General features: G+C 68.9%; 18 protein-coding genes. 6 read left to right on the plus strand and 12 right to left on the minus strand.

Features of this window, described 5'->3' with window-relative positions:
* Positions 1–88 precede the first annotated feature (88 nt).
* A complete protein-coding gene (locus M4I32_RS05305) occupies positions 89–412 on the plus strand; it encodes a hypothetical protein (RefSeq protein WP_292809371.1) in 324 nt (107 codons plus the stop codon).
* On the opposite strand, the gene M4I32_RS05310 is transcribed toward M4I32_RS05305, so the two are convergent.
* The 6 genes from M4I32_RS05310 to rpsF form a co-directional block, all read right to left on the minus strand.
* Positions 409–4,020 carry a P-loop NTPase fold protein gene (locus M4I32_RS05310; protein WP_319033432.1) on the minus strand — a complete coding sequence of 1,204 codons (3,612 nt, stop codon included), beginning with the start codon at positions 4,018–4,020 and terminating at the stop codon, positions 409–411. The genes M4I32_RS05305 and M4I32_RS05310 overlap by 4 nt on opposite strands.
* Before the next feature lie 156 nt (positions 4,021–4,176).
* Entirely contained in the window at positions 4,177–5,544 is a 1,368-nt protein-coding gene (gene dnaB / locus M4I32_RS05315; RefSeq protein WP_319033433.1) for a replicative DNA helicase, read from the minus strand.
* A 592-nt stretch (positions 5,545–6,136) separates the two neighbouring features.
* A complete protein-coding gene (rplI, locus tag M4I32_RS05320; RefSeq protein WP_319033434.1) occupies positions 6,137–6,589 on the minus strand; it encodes a 50S ribosomal protein L9 in 453 nt (150 codons plus the stop codon).
* 9 nt (positions 6,590–6,598) lie between these two features.
* Positions 6,599–6,853, minus strand: a complete 255-nt coding sequence (rpsR, locus tag M4I32_RS05325; RefSeq protein WP_319033435.1) for a 30S ribosomal protein S18 — start codon at positions 6,851–6,853, stop codon at positions 6,599–6,601.
* A 95-nt stretch (positions 6,854–6,948) separates the two neighbouring features.
* Positions 6,949–7,443, minus strand: a complete 495-nt coding sequence (locus M4I32_RS05330; protein WP_319033436.1) for a single-stranded DNA-binding protein — start codon at positions 7,441–7,443, stop codon at positions 6,949–6,951.
* Positions 7,444–7,448: 5 nt separating this feature from the next.
* The gene (gene rpsF / locus M4I32_RS05335) at positions 7,449–7,814 is read right to left on the minus strand and encodes a 30S ribosomal protein S6 (RefSeq protein WP_319033553.1); all 366 of its coding nucleotides are present in this window, start codon (positions 7,812–7,814) and stop codon (positions 7,449–7,451) included.
* Between the two features lie 369 nt (positions 7,815–8,183).
* Between rpsF and M4I32_RS05340 the strand changes: the two genes are divergently transcribed.
* Positions 8,184–9,218 (plus strand): NAD(P)-dependent alcohol dehydrogenase, encoded by a 1,035-nt coding sequence (locus M4I32_RS05340; protein WP_319033437.1) that lies wholly within the window; start codon positions 8,184–8,186, stop codon positions 9,216–9,218.
* 11 nt (positions 9,219–9,229) lie between these two features.
* Here M4I32_RS05340 and M4I32_RS05345 read toward each other — a convergent pair whose 3' ends face one another.
* On the minus strand, positions 9,230–10,660 hold the full coding sequence (locus M4I32_RS05345) for a CCA tRNA nucleotidyltransferase (RefSeq protein ID WP_319033438.1): 1,431 nt from the start codon (positions 10,658–10,660) through the stop codon (positions 9,230–9,232).
* Positions 10,661–10,713: 53 nt separating this feature from the next.
* Positions 10,714–12,252, minus strand: coding sequence for a methyltransferase (locus M4I32_RS05350; RefSeq protein WP_319033439.1), 1,539 nt, complete (start codon positions 12,250–12,252; stop codon positions 10,714–10,716).
* A 204-nt stretch (positions 12,253–12,456) separates the two neighbouring features.
* Here M4I32_RS05350 and M4I32_RS05355 point away from each other — a divergent pair, with 204 nt between their 5' ends.
* The 4 genes from M4I32_RS05355 to trxA all read left to right on the plus strand — a co-directional run bounded on the left by M4I32_RS05355 (position 12,457) and on the right by trxA (position 17,647).
* Complete coding sequence (locus M4I32_RS05355; protein ID WP_319033440.1) at positions 12,457–14,571, plus strand: DUF6049 family protein; 2,115 nt, start codon at positions 12,457–12,459, stop codon at positions 14,569–14,571.
* Entirely contained in the window at positions 14,564–16,159 is a 1,596-nt protein-coding gene (gene murJ / locus M4I32_RS05360) for a murein biosynthesis integral membrane protein MurJ (protein ID WP_319033441.1), read from the plus strand. Before M4I32_RS05355 ends, murJ begins: the two co-directional genes overlap by 8 nt.
* A gap of 120 nt (positions 16,160–16,279) precedes the next feature.
* The gene (gene trxB / locus M4I32_RS05365; protein ID WP_319033442.1) at positions 16,280–17,263 is read left to right on the plus strand and encodes a thioredoxin-disulfide reductase; all 984 of its coding nucleotides are present in this window, start codon (positions 16,280–16,282) and stop codon (positions 17,261–17,263) included.
* A 60-nt stretch (positions 17,264–17,323) separates the two neighbouring features.
* A complete protein-coding gene (trxA, locus tag M4I32_RS05370; RefSeq protein ID WP_319033443.1) occupies positions 17,324–17,647 on the plus strand; it encodes a thioredoxin in 324 nt (107 codons plus the stop codon).
* A gap of 60 nt (positions 17,648–17,707) precedes the next feature.
* Here the strand turns inward: trxA and M4I32_RS05375 are convergent, their stop codons facing one another.
* The 4 genes from M4I32_RS05375 to M4I32_RS05390 all read right to left on the minus strand — a co-directional run bounded on the left by M4I32_RS05375 (position 17,708) and on the right by M4I32_RS05390 (position 21,787).
* Positions 17,708–18,724: a ParB/RepB/Spo0J family partition protein gene (locus M4I32_RS05375; RefSeq protein ID WP_319033444.1), complete on the minus strand. Its 1,017-nt coding sequence runs from the start codon at positions 18,722–18,724 to the stop codon at positions 17,708–17,710.
* Positions 18,724–19,671, minus strand: a complete 948-nt coding sequence (locus M4I32_RS05380) for a ParA family protein (RefSeq protein ID WP_319033445.1) — start codon at positions 19,669–19,671, stop codon at positions 18,724–18,726. Before M4I32_RS05380 ends, M4I32_RS05375 begins: the two co-directional genes overlap by 1 nt.
* A gap of 946 nt (positions 19,672–20,617) precedes the next feature.
* Positions 20,618–21,244 carry a 16S rRNA (guanine(527)-N(7))-methyltransferase RsmG gene (gene rsmG, locus M4I32_RS05385; protein WP_413466787.1) on the minus strand — a complete coding sequence of 209 codons (627 nt, stop codon included), beginning with the start codon at positions 21,242–21,244 and terminating at the stop codon, positions 20,618–20,620.
* A 30-nt stretch (positions 21,245–21,274) separates the two neighbouring features.
* Positions 21,275–21,787 (minus strand): protein jag, encoded by a 513-nt coding sequence (locus M4I32_RS05390; protein ID WP_319033447.1) that lies wholly within the window; start codon positions 21,785–21,787, stop codon positions 21,275–21,277.
* Between the last annotated feature and the right edge of the window lie 17 nt (positions 21,788–21,804).

The raw sequence follows: 21,804 nt of genomic DNA on the forward strand, positions 1-21,804 counted from the left end.
TACTATAGCCGGTGTTGTGCCTGTCAGATACACAACAAACCTGCGCCGCGCCGTCGGCGGCGTCGGACGCATATGAGACACTCGGAACATGACGGCGATCCACCCGATTGCCCCCGAAGACTCCAAAGCGCTCTTCGGGAACAGCTACATGCACACCGTGCTGGTCGAGATCACCCGGCACGGCGATGAGCCGTTCTCCCCGAAGCAGATCATCGACGCCACGGGGCTTCCCGGCGGGATCGTCCACCCGCTCATCAAGAGGCTGAAGTCCCGCCACTTCATCGAGTACCTCGGCCGCGTGCCCGGCGAGAAGACCACGCTGTACCAGGTGCGTGACAACCCCTACATGCGCGCCGCGCGCGAGTACGCGCAAGCCGCCACGGACACCCCGCAGCACCGAGTCGCGAGCTAGTCATCGGCCGGCGGGTGGCGCATCCATACCCGAGTCGGATAGGTCTCCGGTGTCCAGGACGACACGGGTCCGCTGCCTGCGCCTTCGAGCACGGTCAGCGCGCCGGCGAAGTCCGGGGAGGCGGGGATGTCGACTGGGCTATGGCTGCGAGCGACCAGGCGGGCGTAGTCTCCGGGAAGCTGGGACACGTAACCCATGACCGCGTCGAAGCCCAGGGTTTGTGCGCTCGCGTTGAGCACCGCCGCTTTCGTCGACGTCGCGACAGCCGCGTTCTGGATCACCTGGATACTGTCCGCGGGAAACACGAACAGGCGTCCTTGCACCCATGCGCCCAGGGCTTCGATGATGTCCACGGTCTGCCATGTGGGGTTGCGTGGCAGGTTGACGGCGATCGCCACCTTGATCTCGTCGGCCACGTCAGGGTTGCGCAGCAGCCGCACCAGCAGCGGTTCGGTCACCGACAGCGACAAGAAGTACTCGGGCACCGTCGGTGACGTTGCTACGAACGCCTCCTGCGCTGCCGCCGAGCGGCTCAGCGCGTTGAACGTGTCGGCCGTGTCGGAGATCAGTTCGCTTCGCAGGAGCTCCGCGATCAGCTCCGGCTCCTTCGAGGTATCCCGACCGATCGGCAGCGTGTCGATGAGCTGGCCTGCCAGCAGAACACGCACCTCGACCGGCAGCTCCGTGACGTTCACGATCGCGGCGGCCAGCGACTGGCGCTGACCGGGGTCGGCCTCGGCAGGCACATCGAGTTCCGGAGACGCTCGCAGATACCCGATCAGCTGCTCGTCCAGTGACCGGTCGCTGATGTAGCTCGTGACGTTCGCGAAGGTGAGCGGGAAGCGCCGGCCGAGCGCGAGTGTTGCGAGCACCTCCTCGGGAACGCCCTGGACGTCCTCGACCTGCAGCACCTCGGGCATGCGCGGCTCGACGTCGGCCGATCGGCCCGGGGCGGATCTCTCGATGGCCGCCATTACCTCGACGATCCCATCTGCGTGCGTCACGCTCGACCGGCCCGTCGCATCGAGCACGGCGAGATAGTCGTCGAAGAAGTGCACGACGTGATCGAACGTCGGATCGCCCAGGTCGAGGATCGTATCCAGCGCGATGTTCTCCCCGTCTCCGACCGCGACCTGCAAGTTCTCAGCGGTCACGTCATACTGACGTGCTGCGACGACGGCGCGCTGCGCGGATCGTGACAGGCCGTCCAGCGAAGGGAGTCGGATGCCCAGTCGCTGCAGCGCCGCGACCGCCCGGTCGGGAGACCGAGTCGGATCCACCAGGTCCGGGTACTCAAGGCGGGCGGCGGCGATCGTGGCCTTCATCGGATCGGGGACGTGATAGTCGCGCTCCGGGTCCGCGCCGAGGAACGCTTCCGGGGCCAGCGCGTCCTTCGTCTCGGGGAGATCGGTGAGTTCAGCGTCGAGGAAGTCGAAGATGCCCGTCCAGTGCGGCGCGAGCCGTCGCACGAGGATGTCGGGGTGGGCACCTTGACGAAGGTATGCCTTGAGAAATGCGACGCCGTCGGATTGCCCGGCGGCGATGATCTGCAAGTGGGCATCCAGTCGCGGGTCGTCGGCGGCGAGCAGTTGGTCATAGATCGCGGCGTTGAAGATGCCGATGGACTCGAAGACATGCTCGCCACCCAGCGTGAGCACCGTGGGCACCTCGTCCGGCAGAAGGGGGTAGTTGATGTCCGGACTCTCGGTCTGCAGGTGCTGCACGACATAGGTCATCGCGTTGGCGGAGGCGACGACGCCGTAGAACTGTGACGCGTACAGCGGGAAGTTCCGGTCGAGGAATCCCTCGCAGATCAGGTCGACCAGCATCGGGTCGCCGTCCACCGTTGATTTCACCCAACCGGCGAAGTCGGCATCGGCTCCGTCCAGTTCCATCGGCGCGCGCGGACGGGCGAGGTCGGCGAAGTCCGCCCGGCGTAGCTCCTGCTGATCCCGGCGAGTCTGCTCGATCGCCAGGCTCACGTCACCCGACGCGCGTGCCGCCCAACTGCCAGGGACGACCGAGCCCAAGTCGTCACGCAACGCCGACGCGGAAAGGGTGAACGCGAGATCAGAGGGGTCGCGGACCTCGATCGCGTGACCGGAGTCGATCGCCTGCTCCCAGAACTCCACCGTCATGACTTCGTTCGGTGTCCACTGCCGGCCGCCAAGCACGAACGAGACGTTGTGGGTGGGGCGGCTCATGCGCGCGAGCCAACGTTCCACCATGTTCTGAAGCTCAGCGCCCAACTGCTCGGCACGATCGGCCGTCGCCGCGTGGGGAACCGATGACGCCTCGAGCTCGGCGAGTGATTCCGCGAGCGTCGCCAACCCCGCCGTGATGATCCGTCGGGACCGCCGGTAGACCGTGTCGAGCACGCTCGCGCCCACCCGGATCTGCTCGAAGTCCTGCAGGTGCGTGTTCTTATACGCGACGACAGCGAACAGCCCGCTAGGAGTAAGGCCCCGCAGCAGTCCCGGGGCAAGAATCCGTGCACGGAACACTCGATACTCGTTCGCAATGTTCCGCAACAGCCGCATGTCAGTCACATGCTTGGCAACGATCCGGATCACGTCGAAGGACACGTCGGGATCGATCTCGTTCATTATGTCGGACAGCAGGTCGGCAGAAGAGCGGTGGGTGATGAACGGCACAATCGGGATGACCAGCTCAAAGAACTTCGTCCGCTGCGTCGCCGGCTCCGACAGAGCCGAATCCGCCTGCCACACCCCTGGATCCGCATCCGTCGTCGGCGCCGGCGCCTTGCCGTTCCGGTCACGCCGAGCGTCCTCGAGGTCCTCGAAGACGCTGTCCCGGACCGCGTAGATGAAGTGGACCGGGCGCTTACGCAGCTGACCCGACGAGTTCAGAAGCGTGTTCAGCTCCCGCAGCGACGCGTAAATGGTTGGGTCCTCGAATCGATCCAGATCCTCGATGATCACCACGTCGCGCCCGGTCATCTCGAAGAAGTAGACGATCTCATCCAGATACTCGTCGAAATAGCTCCTGTCCGCGTCGCCGGTCAGACTGACCGACGTCGCCGACGTGCCGAGCTTGTCGATCCGCACCCGGTTGGAGAACAGCACCTGCGCGGCAAACGTGCCCACAGCGGCAATCAAACCGATCGCACCCAAGATCACAGGACGCTGCCACCACTCCGCATCCGAACCCAGCTGAAGAGGGGCGCCCCAGCCGGTCACCCAGAACACCGCGGCCACCAGCACCCCAGCAAGCACCGAAGTCACAAGAGCACGGCGCACGGGCAGCCGGCTGATCCGCCGGAACCGAGACCCCGGCACGGCGATCGGGCGCTCCCGGTACAACAGCTGCTTGACGATCTCCTTCTGAATGTAGTTCGTCAGCTCGTTGCTCTGCCGATCGAACGGCTGCACCCCGACATCGCTAAGCGACGACAGTGAAATCTCGACGACCCTCGACACGAGACGCTCACGCACCCCCGCAAGAACGCTGCTCTTGCCGCTCCCGTACCCGCCCGTCAGCGCGATGTTCCAGACCCGCTTGCGGCGCTCATCGTCCTGCAAGAGCGACACGAGCTCGTCGCTGTACACCTTGTGCTGCTCAGGCACATGCACTGGGACGAGCGGCACTAACCCCAGACCAGCCCCGTTCCCAACGACGTCTGCCATTCATCTACCCCAGGTCAACCAACACACACGATCCGTCCACGAGACCTGGCCCGATGGCCAACTGTGGGCCATCTTGCGGTAGAAAATGCCATCTTCACGTGGAACCTACAGTCCCGATCAGACCGCCGGAGCCATATCGGTGAACCGTGAGAAGTGGCCCTGGAACGCCACCGTGACCGTGCGGGTGGGGCCGTTACGGTTCTTCGCGACGATGAGGTCGGCCTCGCCGGCGCGGGCCTCGGCCTCGTAAGCCGACTCGCGATGCAGCAGGATGACCATGTCGGCGTCCTGCTCCAGCGAGCCCGACTCGCGCAGGTCCGAGATCGCGGGCTTCTTGTCCTGGCGCTGCTCGGGACCACGGTTCAGCTGCGAGAGCGCGACCACCGGCACCTGCAGCTCCTTGGCCAGCAGCTTGAGCGCACGCGAGAACTCCGAGACCTCCTGCTGGCGGCTCTCGACGCGCTTGCCGCTCGTCATCAGCTGCAGGTAGTCGATCACCACGAGCTTCAGGCCGGCGCGCTGCTTGAGTCGGCGGCATTTGGCGCGGATCTCGACGAGCGTCATGTTGGGGCTGTCGTCGATGTACAGGGGCGCGTCGTTGATGCGCCCGCGGGTGGCGGCGATCGTCGTCCAGTCGCGGGAGTCGAGGGTGCCCTTGCGCATCGTGTGCAGCGGCACGGCACCCTCGGCGCTCATCAGGCGCATCGCGATCTCGCTGCGCCCCATCTCGAGCGAGAAGAAGATCGCGGGCAGGTTGTGGCCGATCGCGGCCGACCGGGCGAAGTCCAGCGCGAGAGTGGACTTACCCAGCGCCGGACGCGCGGCGATGATGATCAGCTGACCCGGATGCAGCCCGTTCGTCAGATCGTCCATCTCCTGGAACCCCGTGGGAACACCGGTCATCTGACCATCGCGGCCTCGGGCCGCCTCGATCTCTTCGACCGCGGCATCCACCGCCATCGTCAGCGGCACGTAGTCCTCGGCGGTCTGCGAGCCGGTCACCTGGTAGATCTCGGACTGGGCGTTGTTCACCAGGTCGGCCGCGTCGCCCTGGCCGCCGTACCCGAGCTGCACGATGCGCGTGCCGGCCTCGACGAGACGGCGCAGCAGCGCGCGCTCCGACACGATCGTGGCGTAGTAGCCGGCGTTCGCCGCCGTCGGGACGATCGAGGTGAGGGTGTGCAGGTAGTCGGCGCCACCGGCGCGCTGCAGGTCGCCCGATTTGATCAGCTCGTCGGTGACCGTGACGACGTCGGTGGGCTCGCCGTGCGAGTACAGCGACAGGATCGCGTCGAAGATCAGCTCGTGCTTGGGGACGTAGAAGTCGACGCCGCGTAGCGACTCGATCACGTCAGCGACAGCATCCTTCGACAGCATCATTCCGCCGAGCGTGCTCTGCTCCGCGAGGATGTCGTGGGGAGGGGTCCGCTCCGAGGTGCGACCGGAACCGCCCAGTCGCTCTTCCGAGATATCGGCGATCGACACCGCGCTCCTCTCCTCACCCCGATGGGGGTGCTCCGACACGCCGACTCCCGGCGCGCAACCTGCCTGTGCCCGTCGCGGGCCCATCGTGCAGGACGCCGAAGCCGGTTCGTTCACTGCGTTCCGCGCCCCACACGGATCACAGCAGAGACCACCGACACTCACCGGATCGAACGGATCCGGCCTCCCCCCGAAGTGCGCGTGATCACGCTAGGGCCGGGGTATCGCACCCCGCAAGACGGCCTGTGGATAACTATGTGGAGAAAACCGCCGACACGCCGCGTTGCCTGTGTACAACACCTGTGGACAACTCGCGGATCCGGCCCGAAACCGAAGTTTTTTATTCCCTCTGACCAGGCTATTCGTATTTCACAGCCTGTGAGCGGAAATGTGTTTGAAGCCGGTATTGAAGGTTGCGCTTTCCCTCATGTGGGTGTGCACAACTCTGTGGCGAATGTCCACCATATGGGGGACAAGGGCGCAATTCCGGTCAGCGGAACGCGGCGCAATCGGACGCCGAAATGGGCCGCAGACGACGGATGCCGCGGAACCCGAAGGCTCCGCGGCATCCGCGTCGGCTCTCGCCGTACAGGCACTACTTGGCGGCGACCACCTGCAGGGTGATCACGGCGGTCACGTCGTCGCGCAGACGAAGCGTGGCCTCGTGCTCGCCGACCGACTTGATGGCGCTCGGGATGTGCACCTTGCGCTTGTCGACGTCGCCGAGGCCCGCGGCCTTGACGGCGTTCGCGACATCGGCCTGCGTCACCGAACCGAACAGACGGCCCTCGCGGCCCGCCTTCACGGTCAGGCTCACGGCCTTGCTCTCGAGCGTGTTCTTGAGCGACACGGCCTCTTCGTGGTCGTGGATCGCACGGGACTCGCGGGCGGCGCGGATCGACGCCACCTGCTTCTCGCCACCGCGCGACCACGCGACGGCGAAGCCCTGCGGGATGAGGTAGTTGCGCGCGTATCCGCCCGCCACCTCGACGACGTCACCGGCACCGCCGAGACCTGCGACCTCATTCGTGAGAATCAGCTTCGACATGTGTGCTCCTTAGCGGCCGGCGCCGGAGTAGGGCAGGAGCGCCATTTCGCGCGCGTTCTTGATCGCCGTGGCGATCAGACGCTGCTCCTGCACCGAGACACCGGTGATACGACGGGCGCGGATCTTTCCGCGCTCCGAGATGAACTTGCGGAGGGTGGCGACATCCTTGTAGTCGATGACGCCGACCCGGGTGAACTTCGCGGGAGCGGCGTTCTTCGCGCCCTTCCGCGGCTTGCGGCGATCGCCGCTGGACTTTCCAGCCATGTTGTTCCTTATGGGTTGGTGTGGATGCCGGATGATCCGGGTCGCGGTGCGCCTGCAGCGCGCTCACCGACCGGCGTGCGGCATCCGGAATGCTTCTAGAACGGGGTGTCGTCGCCGTATGCGCCGGGGTTGCTCCACCCGTCGGCTCCGCCTCCCGAGGAGGAGGCGGCGGGCGTCGACCACGGTTCCTCCGACGCGCCCTGCGACCGGTTCTGGCCGCCGCCCCCGGAGGAGCGGGTGACCTGCGCGGTGGCGTAGCGCAGCGACGGGCCGATCTCGTCGATGTCGAGCTCCATCGTCGTGCGCTTCTCGCCCTCACGGGTCTCGTAGGAGCGCTGGCGCAGACGTCCCTGAGCGACGACGCGCATTCCCTTGGTGAGGGAACCGGCGACGTGCTCGGCGAAGTCGCGCCAGACGGATGCGCGCAGGAACATCGCCTCGCCGTCCTTCCACTCGTTCGCCTGACGGTCGAACGTGCGGGGGGTCGACGCGATCGTGAAGTTCGCGACGGGCAGCCCGTTCTGCGTGTACCGCAGCTCGGGATCGGCCGTGAGGTTGCCCACGACGGTGATGATCGTCTCGCCGGCCATGGGGACTAGGCGTCCTGCTTGGCCGCGGTCTTCGCGGGACGGGCGGCCTTGCGAGCGGCCTTGTCGTCCGCGCGCTTCTGCTCGGCGGCGACCTGGGCGATGGCCTCTTCGGCACGCAGCACCTTGGTGCGCATGACGGCCTCGGAGAGCTTGAGCTGACGGTCCAGCTCCTGCGTCGCGGCGCTCGTGGCGGTGAAGTCGACGACGGCGTAGATGCCCTCGTTCTTCTTCTGGATCTCGTACGCGAGACGGCGGCGACCCCAGATGTCGACGTTGTCGATGGTGCCGCCATCGTTCGTGATCACCTTGAGGAACTTGTCGAGACTCGGAGCGACCGTGCGCTCGTCGATCTCGGGCTGCAGGATGACCATGAGCTCGTACTGATGCGAATGCGTCACTAACCCACCTCCTTCGGACTAGAACGGCTGACGGGCATTTCCCGGCAGCAGGAGGGTGTGTGCATGTCGTGCGGATACGGGCGGACAGGGCCGTCGTCACCGCACAACCTTTACATCATAGCGGACGGCCGGGTTGGTTCCGGCCCCGGCCCGCTGGATGCTGCAGACGCGGCGCCGCTCTTAGAAACCACCGTTCGCGCGAAACCCTCCGCATCGCGCGATTTTTCGCGCGAACCCTGGTTTCTGGGCCCGGCATCCACACCGCGGGTTTGTTCCGGCCCCGGCCCGTGACAGGACGGGCGAGAGGGAGCAGGCTGGAGGCATCCAACGATGGGAGATGTCATGAAGGCTGTGCAGTATCGCGAGATCGGCAAGGGACCCGAGGTCGTCGAGATCGACGTGCCGGAGCCGGGGCCCGGACAGATCCGGCTGAAGATCACGGCGGTGGGGCTCTGCCACTCCGACTGGTTCCTGATGGATCTGCCCGAGGAGCAGTACTCCTACGGCCTGCCGCTCACCCTGGGGCACGAGGGCGCGGGCGTCGCCGACAAGCTCGGCGACGGGGTGCAGGGCGTGCAGCTCGGCGCTTCCTACGCCGTCTACGGACCCTGGGGATGCGGCCTGTGCCACGCCTGCGCACAGGGCGCCGAGAACTACTGTCCTCACGCCGCCGCAATGGGCATCGCCCCTCCCGGACTGGGGGCGCCGGGAGCCATGGCCGAGTACATGATCGTCGACGACGCGCGTCACCTGGTCGCCCTCGGCGACCTCGACCCCGTCGAGTCCGTCTCGCTGACGGATGCCGGTCTGACGCCGTACCACGCCATCCGCGCCGCGCAGCACAAGCTCTACGCGGGCTCGACCGCCGTCGTCATCGGCGCGGGCGGACTCGGGCACGTCGGCATCCAGATCCTGCGCGCCATCTCGCCGGCCCGCGTCATCGCGGTGGACCTGAACGAGGACAAGCTCGCCCTGGCCGCCGAAGTCGGCGCGCACGAGACGCTGATCTCGGGGCCCGAGACCGCGGCGAAGATCCGCGAGCTGACGGGCGGACTCGGCGCCGAGGCGGTGTTCGACTTCGTCGGCGCCCAGCCGACCCTCGACATGTCGCGTGAGGCCGTCGCGATCGACGGCTACATCCACATCGTGGGGATCGGCGGCGGCGTGCTGCCGACGGGGTTCTTCTCCACGCCCTTCGGCGCCGCGGTGCGTGCCCCCTACTGGGGCACCCGCAACGAGCTCATGGAGGTGCTCGACCTCGCGCGCGTCGGCGCCGTGTCGGTGCACACCGAGCGGTACGGGATCGACGATGCCGTCACGGCCTACGGCAAGCTGCACGAGGGCACGGTGCGCGGCCGCGCGGTGGTCGTCCCCTAGCGGGTCGCGCCTCAGCCGGCGCGGGCGGCCCACCAGTCACGCAGGCGGCGCTCCGCCTCGGCCTCGCCGAGCACGCCCTCGTCGAGGCGCAGATCGAGCAGAAAGCGGTACGCCTCGCCGACCTCGCGGCCGGGGCGGATGCCGAGCACCTGCTGGATGCGGTTGCCGTCGAGCTCGGGCCGCACGGCGTCGATCTGCTCCTGCTCCCGCAGCGCGGCGATGCGGTCCTCGATGTCGTCGTAGGCCGAGCGCAGCCGCGCCGCCTTGCGCTTGTTGCGCGTGGTGACGTCGGCGCGCGTGAGGATGTGCAGGCGCTCGAGGTTGCCGTCGGCATCGCGCACGTAGCGGCGCACGGCTGAATCGGTCCACGTGCCTTCCGCGTAGCCGAAGAAGCGCAGGTGCTGCTCGATCAGCTGCGTCACGGCCGCGATGGTGTCGGAGTCGAAGCGCAGCGCCTTCAGCCGCTTGCGCGCCAAGCGGGCCCCCACCATGTCGTGGTGGTGAAAGCTCACACCGCCGCCGGGCTCGAGCTTGCGGGTATCGGGCTTGCCGATGTCGTGCAGCAGCGCGGCCAGGCGCAGCGGCACGTCCGGCGCGGTGCCCGGATGCCGCTCGCGCTCGAGGCCGATGGTCTGGGTCAGCACCGTCAGCGAGTGCTCATAGACGTCCTTGTGGTGATGGTGCTCGTCCACCTCGAGCTGCAGCGCCGGAACCTCGGGCAGGAACAGCTCGGCGAGGCCCGTGTCGACGAGCAGCCGCAGCCCCCGGGTCGGGTCGTCGGTCTGCAGCAGGCGCACGAGCTCGCCCTGGATGCGCTCAGGGCTGACGATGCCCAGGCTCTCGCGCAGCGAGGCCATCGCGCGCACGACGGCCTCATCGACGGCGAACGACAGCTGCGAGGCGAACCGGGCGGCCCGCAGCATGCGGAGCGGGTCGTCCTGAAAGCTCACTTCCGGGGTCGACGGCGTGCGCAGCACGCCCGCGAGCAGGTCCTCGACGCCGCCACCGGGGTCGACGAGCTTGCGCTCGGGCACCCGCAGGGCCATCGCGTTCACGGTGAAGTCACGGCGCACCAGGTCGGCGTCGAGGGTGTCGCCGAACGCGACGACCGGCTTGCGCGTGGTCCCGTCGTAGGCGTCGGCGCGGTAGGTCGTGATCTCGACCTGCTCGCCGCGCACCCGCGCACCGATGGTCCCGAAAGCACGGCCCACGTCCCACTGCGTGGAGCTGATCGGCGTGACGACGCGCAGGATGTCGTCGGGCTGCGCGTCGGTCGCGAAATCGAGGTCGTTGATCTCGCGCCCCAGCAGCGCGTCGCGCACGGGCCCGCCGACGACGGCGAGTTCGAACCCCGCGTCGTGGAACGCCGCCGCGAGAGTCGCGACGACCGGCGACGCGGCAAGTGTGCCGAGCCGAGCGATCCCATCGGCCATGCTCACCATGCCCGCTAGCCTACCGACCGCTCGGGACGCGCCCTCGGGCCGTGGCCGGTCGGTCATTCGACGAAGCTCAGGATGCCGTCGACCAGCAGCTCCCGCACCCGCGGCAGCAGCTCGCGGCGCAGGTCGGCGGCATCCACCTCGAGCAGGTGGGCGATCGCGTCGACGAGCGTGCCGACGTCGAGGTCGCCGTCGCACGAGCCCACGAGCGCCGCGAGGCCGGTGTCCGCCGTCACGGTGCGCGCGAACCCGCCGCCCTGGCGCAGCTCGATCACGCTCGGGTCCGCGGCGCCGGGCAGGTGATGGCGCGCCTCGGTGACGTCGTCGGCGACGCGCAGCCGCGTGGTCGCCAGCTCGTCGTCGTCCAGCGCCGCCTGCCGGTCGTGCGCGGCCAGCGCGGCCGCGAGATGGGCACCGAGGCCGCGTTCGGCGATCGGGTGCGCGATGCGCTCGTACCGGCTCAGGGGCGGGTTCCCGGCGACCGACCGGCGCAGCAGGATGTATCCGAAGCCCACCTCCGACACCCCCCGGTCCGCGAAGTCACGCAGCCACGCGCCCAGCAGCTCGTCGAAGGCGGGTGAACCGGGCACCGTCCCCCCGTCCCGGATCCACATCTCGGCGTACGCCGCCGGGTCCAGGCGCTCCCGCTCGATGACCCACGCGTCGAGCTCGACACCGGATGCCGCGGCGGCGGACTCACCGACCCATCGCCGCACGCGGTCCAACCCGTCCTCGTCGTCGCGATACTCCCAGTTGCCGAGCAGCTGGGCTATCCCGCCGGCCGTCAGGTGTCGACCCGCATCCGCCACCACCTGCTGCACCAGCGCATCTCCGACGAGGCCGCCGTCGCGGTACTCGTAGGCGGGCACGCCCTCCTTTCGCGGCGTGATGACGAAGGGCGGGTTCGACACGATGCGGTCGAACCGCTCGCCGGCGACGGGTTCGTAGAGGCTGCCGTGGCGCACGTCGATGCCGTCCACGCCGTTCAGCAGCGCGTTGAACCGGGTGTAGCGCAGCGCGGCGAGCGAGACGTCGGTGGCCAGCACGCTCGCGGCGGCGCGGCGTGCCCGCAGCGCCTGGATGCCGCATCCCGCCCCCAGGTCGAGCACGCTGCCGCCGGGCACCGGCACCTGCAGACCGGCGAGCGTCATGGAGGCCCCACCCACGCCGAGCACGTGGTCCGGCGGCAGGGACCCGCCGAGCGCCAGCTCGTCGAGGTCGCTCGCGATCCACCATTCCCCCGTCCCCGCGTCATCGACGTAGGCCTGGGGGCGGATCATCGCGCGCGGTCGCACCAGCTCGCCGTCGGATTCGACCAGCCCGAGTTGGCCCAGTCCGTCGATTCCTGTCCTCGGCATGACCGGGGCCAGCGCGTCGGCCGGCACCGGGTCCCCCAGCCAGAACAGACGCGCCACGAGCGCCACGGGATCGTTCGACGCGTGCAGCGCGGCGCGGGCGGGGTGTGCCGAGCCCCGGCCGAGCGCCGCGTCCGCGGGCACGCCCCAGAGCGCCCGGAGTCGGGCGGAGGTGTACGACAGCCCCGTGAGGTCGGCGGCGAGCGCCGCGCACAGGTCGGCCCGGGGTTCGCTGATCATCCGTCCATTCAACCCCGCCCGCCCGTTCCCCCCGCATCGACCGCGCGTCGGGCACGCGCCGTCTGACGGTGTCCCCAGCCGGCGGCGACGTAGAATCGACGGCACGCGCGCGGTGACCATCGTGCGCGAGCGACCCCCGGACGAAGCGTGACGCACCCTTTTCTCGGTTCCGGCGCGCGGCACCGCTCCGCGTGCGCGCGTTCCATGGCGACCCGCGCGACGCTCGCGGCGCTGCTGGCCCTGCTGCTGATCGTGCTCTCGCCCGGGATCGCGGGGTGGGCGGCGACGCCGTCGCCGAGTGCACCGGCCGCCGTTCCGACGATCGTCCTCGCGCCCTCCGACCGCGGGCTCGTCGACAGCGGCGACGAGCTCACGGCGTCGGTCGTGCTGCGCGCCGACGACGAGGCCGTCGAGCCCGGCGATCTCACGCTCGCCATCGGTGACGAGCTGGCCTCGTCGGCGGCGCTCGCGGACTGGCTCGAGAGCGGCACGGGCGTCGGCGAGACCCGCACCCTCCAGTCCCGCTCGGCTCCCGGTGTCGAGCCGGACGCCGCCGAGGCGGTCACGATCGAGGTCGCGGCGGATGCGGCCGACTGGGACGACCTCGCCCCCGGCGTGTATCCGCTCGCGGCGACATGGACTTCGGCGACAGCATCCGAGGGCGCCTCCTCGCGTAGCGTCGTCGTCGTGAACGACCCGGACTCCGACGCGGCCGTGCCGCAGACGGGGCTCCTCGTGCCGATCACGACCGGTCCGCGTGCGGACGGGCTCATCGATGCCGACGAGCTCGCACAGCTCACCGGCGAGGGGGGTCGCCTTCTCGCGCTGCTGGACGGAATCGCCGGATCGACCGCGGTTCTTGCGATCGATCCGGTGATCCCCGCCTCCATCCGCGCCCTGGGCACGGCCGCACCGCCGTCTGCCACCGCTTGGCTCGAGCGGCTCGAGCGGCTGCCCAACACGCGGTTCGCCCTGCAGTTCGGTGACGCCGACGTCGCGGCGCAGATCGGCGCCGGCCTGCCCGAGCTGCTCGAGGCGCCCGATCTCTCGTACGCCCTCTCACCGGCGGACTTCGCGGATCAGCCGGTGGAGCAGCCGACGACACCGTCCCCCGCCCCCACCCCGCCGGCTGAGGACGAAGACGGCGACGCCGTCGAGCTGCCCACCACGGCCGAGCTGCTCGAGATCCCCGGCGCCCGTGCCTCGACGTACTGGCCCGCCGCGGGCCTGGCCGGCGACGCCGTGGTCGCCGCACTCGCCGAGGACGCCGTCGACGACGATCCGGATGCCGCCCCCCTGACGTTCCTGTCGTCGGAGGCGATCGAAGGCACTCCCGTCACCGCCGGCGGCACCATCGACGGTCACCGCATCCTGATCTCGGACGCCGCCCTCTCCGCCGCATTCGCCGCGTCCGTCGCCCCGGTCGACGAGGCGACGGACGAGCCCCGCGCGGCGGCCCTCGCCGCGCTCAGCGGCTTCGTGTCGTTCGCGGGATCCGCCGCGGACGGCGAACCGGTGCTGATCGCCCTCGATCGCACGGCCGAGGTCTCGACCCCCGGGCTGCAGGCGGCGATCGGCTCGTTGTACGGCTCGTCGAGCGCCTCGCCCGCGTCGCTCGACGAGCTGCTGGCCGCGCCGGCCCCCGCACGCGTGGCCACGGAATCGCCCGATGAGGCTCGGGTGGACGCGCTCGAGGGCCTGCTGGCGGGCGAGGAGCAGCTCGAGGCTTTCTCGGCGATCATCGACGATCCGAACCTGATGCTCGGGCCGGAGCGCGCGCAGATCCTTCAGCTGATCGCCACCGCCTGGCGGGGGGTGCCCCTCGAGTGGGACGACGCGCTCGCCGCGCACCGCGACGCGACCGCCGCCACCTTGACCGCCGTCGAGATCCAGCCACCGAGCACGATTCAGCTCGTCAGCACCGAATCCCCGATCCCGGTGTACGTGCGCAACGCGCTGCCGTGGCCGGTCAACGTCGTGCTCGTCGCCACCCCCGACAGCCTGCGTCTCGACGTCGAGCGCAGTATCGAGGTGCGGGCGGACCCCGGTGTCAACACCCGCGTGCAGGTGCCGGTGCGCGCCCGCGTCGGCAGCGGCGAGGTCGACATCGACCTGCGGCTGCTCAGCCCCACCCTCGAGCAGATCGGGCCCGAGCGCACCGTCGAGGTGCACGTGCGCGCGGAGTGGGAGCGGATCGGCATCGTGGTCCTCTCGCTCCTGGTGGCCGGTCTGCTGGGCGTGGGCGTCACCCGCACGATCCTGCGCCGCCGGCGCGCACGTGCGCAGACGGATGCGGGGACGGATGCCGCCGATGGCTAGCCTCGGTCGCGCGAGCGCCATCCTCGGCGCCGGCACCCTCGTCTCGCGGGTCACCGGACTGGTGCGAACGATCGTGCTCGTCGCCGCGATCGGATCGGTCGGCAGCTCCGCCGCCGACGCGTTCGCCGTCGCCAACCAGCTGCCGAACAACATCTACGCGATCATCTCCACCGGCATCCTCACCGGCGTGATCGTGCCCCAGATCGTCGCCGCCGCGTCGCACAGCGACGGCGGCTCGCGCTTCGTCTCCAAGCTGATGACGCTGGGCGCCGTCGTCCTCGTCGCCGCGACGGCGCTGGCCCTGGCCGTCGCCCCGTGGCTCGTCTCGCTCTACGGCCCCAGCTTCACCGGTCCTCAGCTCGCGCTCGCCGTCGCGTTCGCGTACTGGTGTCTGCCGCAGCTGCTCTTCTACGGCATCTACGCGCTCGTCGGCGAGGTGCTCAACGCCCGCAGGGTCTTCGGGCCCTACACGTGGGCGCCCATCGTCAACAACATCGTCTCGATCGCGGGATTCCTCGTCTTCATCGCCGTGTTCGGCTCCGACCGGGCGGATGCACTCGCGTGGAGCCCCGCGATGACCGCCGTCATGGGAGCCACCGCCACCGTCGGGATCGCGGTCCAGTCCGTCGTGCTGTTGTTCTTCTGGCGCCGGGCCGGGCTGCGCGTGCGACCCGACTTCGGGTGGCGCGGCATGGGGCTGCGCCACATCGGCACGCTGGCGGGCTGGACCTTCCTCATGGTGGTCGTCGGTCAGCTCGCCGCGCTGGTTCAGACCCGGGTCGTCTCCGAAGCCTCGGGGGCGGCGGCATCCGTCATGACGATGCAGATCTCGTGGCTGATCTTCATGCTGCCGTACTCCGTCATCGCGTTCTCGATCGGCACCCCCTACTTCACCCAGCTGAGCGAGCACGTGGCCGCCGGCCGGCTCGTCGAGGTGCGCACGGACCTCGACGTCAGCATCCGCACTCTGGGGGTGTTCATGATGGGGGCGACCGCGGTCGTCGCCGCCACGGCCGTGCCCGTCTCGCGGATCTTCGCGAACGACGCCGAGGCGGCCGTTGCGACGGCGTGGGTGCTGGGCGCGTATCTGGTCGGCCTCGTGCCGCTCGCCGTGCTCTTCGTGATCCAGCGGGCGTTCTACGCGTTCCACGACACCCGCAGCCCCTTCCTGTTCACCCTCGTGCAGGCCGCGCTGGCCGCCGGCACCGCTGTGCTCGCCGGAGCGGTGCTGCCCGTGACGTTCCTCGCGGCCGGCATCGCCCTGGGACAGTCGGCATCGAGCCTGATCCAGCTCGCGATCGCCGTCTGGCTGCTGCGTCGCCACACCGGGCCGCTGCAGCTGGGCGGTACGGCGATCGCGATCGCGCGCTTCGCGGGCGCCGCCCTTCCGGCCGCGCTGGCGGGGTGGCTCGCCTTCGTGCTGCTGGGCGGCGCCGGCGGGTGGATGCTGTCGTCGCTGGTCACGGCGATGCTCGGCGCGGCCGCGATCGGGACCGTCGTGGTGATCGTCTACGCGGCGGGACTGGCGGTGCTGCGTGCACCCGAGCTGGCGAGCGTGGGAGCGGCTCTGCGACGCCTGCGCCGCTGAACGGCCCGTGAACTCTTTCCGGTCTGCGAAACCCGGCGAAGGCCGCGGAATGCCCCCGGGCTACGATGTGTTGCACGCTGCGGAAGAACTCGTCCGAGCGCCATGAAACGGAGAACACACGTGCGTCAGGTCATCATCATCGGCTCCGGTCCCGCCGGATACACCGCGGCCATCTACGCCGCTCGCGCGAACCTGGCGCCCCTGGTCGTCGCCAGCTCGGTCGAAGCCGGCGGCGAACTGATGAACACCACCGAGGTCGAGAACTTCCCCGGCTTCCCCGACGGCATCCAGGGTCCGGCCCTGATGGAGAAGATGCAGGCACAGGCCGAGAAGTTCGGCGCCGAGGTGCTCTACGACGACGTCGTGGAGCTCTCGGTCGAGGGACCGGTCAAGACTGTGACCCTCGGCAGCGGGGCGGTGCACGAGGCGGCCGCCGTGATCGTGGCCACCGGGTCCGCCTACCGCAAGATCGGGCTCGAGGGCGAGGAACGGCTCTCGGGCCGCGGGGTGTCGTGGTGCGCGACCTGCGATGGATTCTTCTTCCGAGACCGCGTCATCGCCGTCGTCGGCGGGGGCGACTCCGCCATGGAAGAGGCGACCTTCCTCACGCGCTTCGCCTCGAAGGTCTACGTGATCCACCGCCGCGACACGCTCAAGGCCTCGAAGATCATGCAGGAGCGGGCGATGTCGAACGACAAGATCGAGTTCGTCTGGAACGCCGAGGTCGCCGACATCCTCGGCGATGAGGCCGTCTCGGGCGTGCTGTTGCGCTCCACCGTCGACGACAGCACCCGCGAACTCGCCCTCGATGGCCTCTTCGTCGCGATCGGCAACGACCCGCGCACGCACCTCGTGCACGGGTCGCTCGATCTCACCGCCGACGGGACCATCTGGGTCGACGGCCGCTCGTCACGCACCTCGGTTGCGGGCGTCTTCGCGGCGGGCGACGTCGTCGACCCGACCTACCGGCAGGCGGTCACCGCGGCCGGCAGCGGCACGGTCGCCGCACTCGACGCCGAGCACTTCCTCGCCGCGCTCGAGCAGGCCGAGGAGAAGGCCGACCTGCACGCGGACGAGCGAGACGACGACGCCGCAGCGGCCTGACGGGAACAACACAGCGGCGCCGGCCGTTGACTCAAGCGACACCACACGAAGGAGATCCCCATGAGCGCCAAAGCCACCACCTCGAACACCTGGGAGCAGGACGTCATTCAGGCTGAGGGGCCGGTGCTCGTCGACTTCTGGGCGGAATGGTGCGGTCCGTGCCGCATGGTCTCGCCGGTGCTCGACGAGATCCAGTCCGAGCACCCCGACAAGATCACGATTCTCAAGCTCAACGTCGACGAGAATCCCGATCTGGCGATGAAGTACCAGATCACGTCGATTCCGGCGATGAAGGTCTTCCAGGGTGGCGAGGTCAAGACCACCATCATCGGCGCCAAGCCGAAGTATGCGCTCGAGAAGGATCTCGCGCCGTTCATCGGCTGAGGTCGCTGCCTCACAGGTGAATGCCCCCGAGCCCTTCAGGCTGCGGGGGCATTCGTGTGCTCAGGACGCGCCGTAGACGTCCACACCCATCTCGCCCAGGATGCGGTTCAGGTCCTGGACTGAGGCGAAATCTATGCTGATCTGGCCTTTCTTGGCAGCAAGACTGATCCGCACCCGAGTGTCTAGACGGTCGCCGAGACGTTCCGCGAGGTCGTCGAGGTGACCCCGACGACCCCCCGCCTGCGGCTTCGTGGGCTTCGGCTTGGCGCCGGCCTTGGCAGCCGCCTCCGCGGCGCGCACCGACAGGTCCTCGTTCACGATCTTGTCCGAGAGTCGTTGCATCCCCTCGGGATCCTCGACCGACAGGATCGCACGGGCATGCCCCGCCGAGAGCACGCCGGCGGCCACCCGCTGCTGCACGGGAACGGGCAGCCGAAGCAACCGGATGGTGTTGCTGATCTGCGGGCGTGAGCGGCCGATCCGTGTCGCGAGCTCTTCCTGGGTGATGCCGAAGTCCTCCAGCAGCTGCTGGTAGGCCGACGCCTCCTCCAGCGCGTTGAGCTGGGAGCGGTGCAGGTTCTCGAGCAGGGCATCGCGAAGCAGGTTCTCGTCGGCGGTGTCCCGGACGATCGCCGGGATCGTCTCGAGACCCGCCTCGCGAGCGGCGCGCGTACGCCGCTCCCCCATGATCAGCTCATAGGTCCCGCCCTGCGCATCCAGAGTGCGCACCACGACGGGTTGCAGAACGCCGAATTCGCGAACGCTGTGCACCAGCTCGGCGAGGTCGTCTTCATCGAAGGTGGTGCGCGGCTGCCGAGGGTTGGGGAAGATCGCGTGGGGGTCGAGTTGCGCCAGAAGCGTCCCGGGCACCGCGACGAGGTCCTCCCCGCCCGACGGTGCGTCGCCCTCGCCCTCGGATGCTGCGACCGGTCCGTCGTCGACCACCGCCGTGGCGGAGGTCTCGGCCTCACCGTATCGTCCGCCGGGGAAGAAGACGTCCACCGGTCGGCGCTCGGCCTCGCTCGTGGGGATGAGCGCGCCGATCCCCCGTCCGAGTCCTGTGCGTTTAGCCGCCATCAACTGCGTCCTTTCTGCTGGGCGTCGGCCGAGCTCTCGGCATGACGGCGTGTGATCTCGACGGCCGCCTCGCGATACGCCACCGCGCCGGCCGATTGGCCATCGTAGGCGATCACCGTCTGACCGAAACTCGGCGCCTCCGAGACGCGCACCGACCGCGGGATGACAGTGTTGAGCACCTGCTCCGCGAAGTGTGAACGGACCTCGTCCGCAACCTGCTGCGACAGCCGCGTGCGCCCGTCGTACATCGTGAGCAGGATCGTCGACACGTGCAGCGGCGGATTCAGGTGCCGCTGGATCATGCCGATGCTGCCCATCAGCTGGCTGAGGCCCTCGAGCGCGTAGTACTCGCACTGGATCGGGATGAACACCTCGTCCGCTGCAGCGAAGGCGTTGATGGTCAGCAGACCCAGAGAAGGCGGGCAGTCCACGATCACGAAGTGCACGGGATCCGCCGAAGACTCGAGATAGGTCTCGAGGGCGGTCCGCAGACGATGCTCGCGGGCGACTTGCGACACCAGCTCGATCTCGGCGCCCGCCAGATGGATCGTGCTCGGCGCGCACAACAGCAACGGGGATTCCGGACTGGCCTGCACGATGTCCGACAGCGGAAAGTCGTCGATGAGCACGTCGTAGACACTGGGCGTGTCGGCGCCGTGTTCGACGCCGAGCGCAGTGGATGCGTTCCCCTGCGGGTCGAGATCAACGACCAGCACGCGCGCACCGAGACTCGCCAGCGCCGCTGCGATGTTCACGGCACTCGTCGTCTTGCCGACGCCGCCCTTCTGGTTCGAGACGGTCATGATGCGTGTGCGTTCCGGCAGGTCGACACGGACGTCGCTCAGGGCACGCCGCCGCGCGGAGAGATCGGCGAGCTCCCTCGCCAACGGGGTGTCGTCCACCGTCGAGACGGATGCCGGGGCGCCTGCCGGCTCGGAATGTTCCACGTGAAACGCTCCAGTCAGGGGATCGGGGACCCACCTACTCTAAGCCGCACACCCGACATTCCCTGCCGCGCGCTCCGTTGATGAACGAGCCGTTCGTGTTTCACGTGAAACATCCACCCCGTACTGGACGTCGAGCGCCCTCAGGCACATCGACACCCGTCGCTTCCGGCAGCCGTGCTCACACGAGCGCCATGTTTCACGTGAAACTCTCCTGACGCCCACGCGACGATGTCAGGCTGCGCGCGGCTGGCGCCACGGCGAGATGGGAACACGGCGCCCACACTCGACCCCGAAGCCGCGGGCGCCACCCCTCTCACACCAGGCCGCATCTCTGACGACCATGTAGCGATCGCGAAGGCGCCACCAGGTCGGCTCGCAACCTTCGGGCGAGGAGCGCACCGACGACACCACGCGACCAGAGTCCACAACGGCCCCGGCCGGCACGTCGCAGAGGCCTGGCTCGTCGTCCGGCTCGACCATGACACGCAGGAACGCCGCGGCAAGGCACGTCATGACGGTGCACCGCAGCCGCTCTTCACAGTCACCACCATCGGGCGAACCGAGGCGCGAGAGGAAGCCGGCGTCGTGGACGCCGTGGCCGCAGCATCCGCTGAGATCGGCGACATCGGCCGGATGCTGCTCCGCTCGACGCAGACGCGCGAACCTCTTCGTGCATTTATCGCTCTCACCAGCGCCGGCACGGAGGGGCCCGTCGGGCAACACCGAATTGACACGCGGGGTCACACCCTGAGCATCCACGCCGACGCCCGTACTCTTCGCGCGAACGGTGTTTCACGTGAAACAACGGGAGGGGTGCACCCCTCGGTCCACACATCCCTCCCCACGTCTCGCTCGAGTCGACACGTCGATCTATACAGGATGTTTCACGTGAAACACGACGTGGCCTCGTGCTCACCGGCTGAGAGCGATGGGCCCGCGAGGGTGGTTATGCGCGGACGCGCGCGCGGACCACTCGCGTGGGATCCGCGAGCACACCCTCACCGACGATCTCGACGCGCACGTCGGACAGCGAGAAGCGTCTCGCCTGCTTCGCGGCTGCGTCGATCTCGGAGTTCGCCCCGGCGCCCTTGAGCAGGATGAGCTCGCCCCCGTCCCGCACCAGCGGAGCCGTGAGCGGAATGAGCTTGCGCAACGCCGACACGGCGCGCGCCGTCAGCTGATCGACACACCCGTGCTCGACGTCCTCAGCCCGAGCTCGCCGCAGCTCGACGTTCGTCAGTCCCAGCAGAGCGACCTGTTCCTGTAGCCAGAGCACGCGCCGCTCCATGGGCTCGATCAGCAGCCACTCGATGTCGGGGCGGGCGATCGCCAGGACCACCCCGGGGAGCCCCGCACCCGAACCCACGTCGGCAACGCGGGCGCCCGAGGTGAACAGCGGTGCGATGATGCCGCTGTTCAGCACATGCCGCGTCCAGAGCCGCGGGATCTCAAGCGGGCCGATCAGTCCGCGGGTCTCCCCGTGGAGCGCCAGCTGCGCGACGAATGTTCGCGCCAGTTCAATGCGGTCGCCGAACATGTCCGCGGAGGCGGCGGGTTCGGGCTCCAGCACCATCTGCGTCATGGTTGTTTCACGTGAAACACGTCATGCGCGCCGGATGACGGTGTGCCGGTCGGCACCGTCGCCGAACGACTCCGACACGTACCCGCGCGCGGCAACCAGGTCGTGCACGAGTTTGCGCTCATAGCTCGACATCGCGGGCAATGACGCCTGACCCGCACCCTCGTCGAGACGATCGATCGCACGGCCGACCAGAGCATCCAACTCGTCCTGCCGGGCATCGCGCGAGCCGCCGATGTCGAGGATGAGCCGGGAGAAGCGGCCCGTGCGGTTCTGCACAGCCAGACGCGTCAGCTCCTGGAGCGCCTGCACCGTGTCGGGGTGCGAGAGCGCCTTCAGGCCGGACTCCGTCGTATCGGGGGAGTCGACCGACACGTATGCGCGCCCCGCCCTCACGTCGAGGTCGATGTCGCCATCGATGTCGGCGATGTCGAGCAGCTCCTCGATGTAGTCCGCCGCGACATCGCCCTCCTGCTCCAGCGATGCCACCGACGTCTCGTCGTCGTTCGCGCTCTCGTGCGCCTCTGTCGTCGTCATTCGTCTACCCTTTCGCG

This window comes from Microbacterium sp. LRZ72, from assembly GCF_033792225.1.
Classification (GTDB): domain Bacteria; phylum Actinomycetota; class Actinomycetes; order Actinomycetales; family Microbacteriaceae; genus Microbacterium.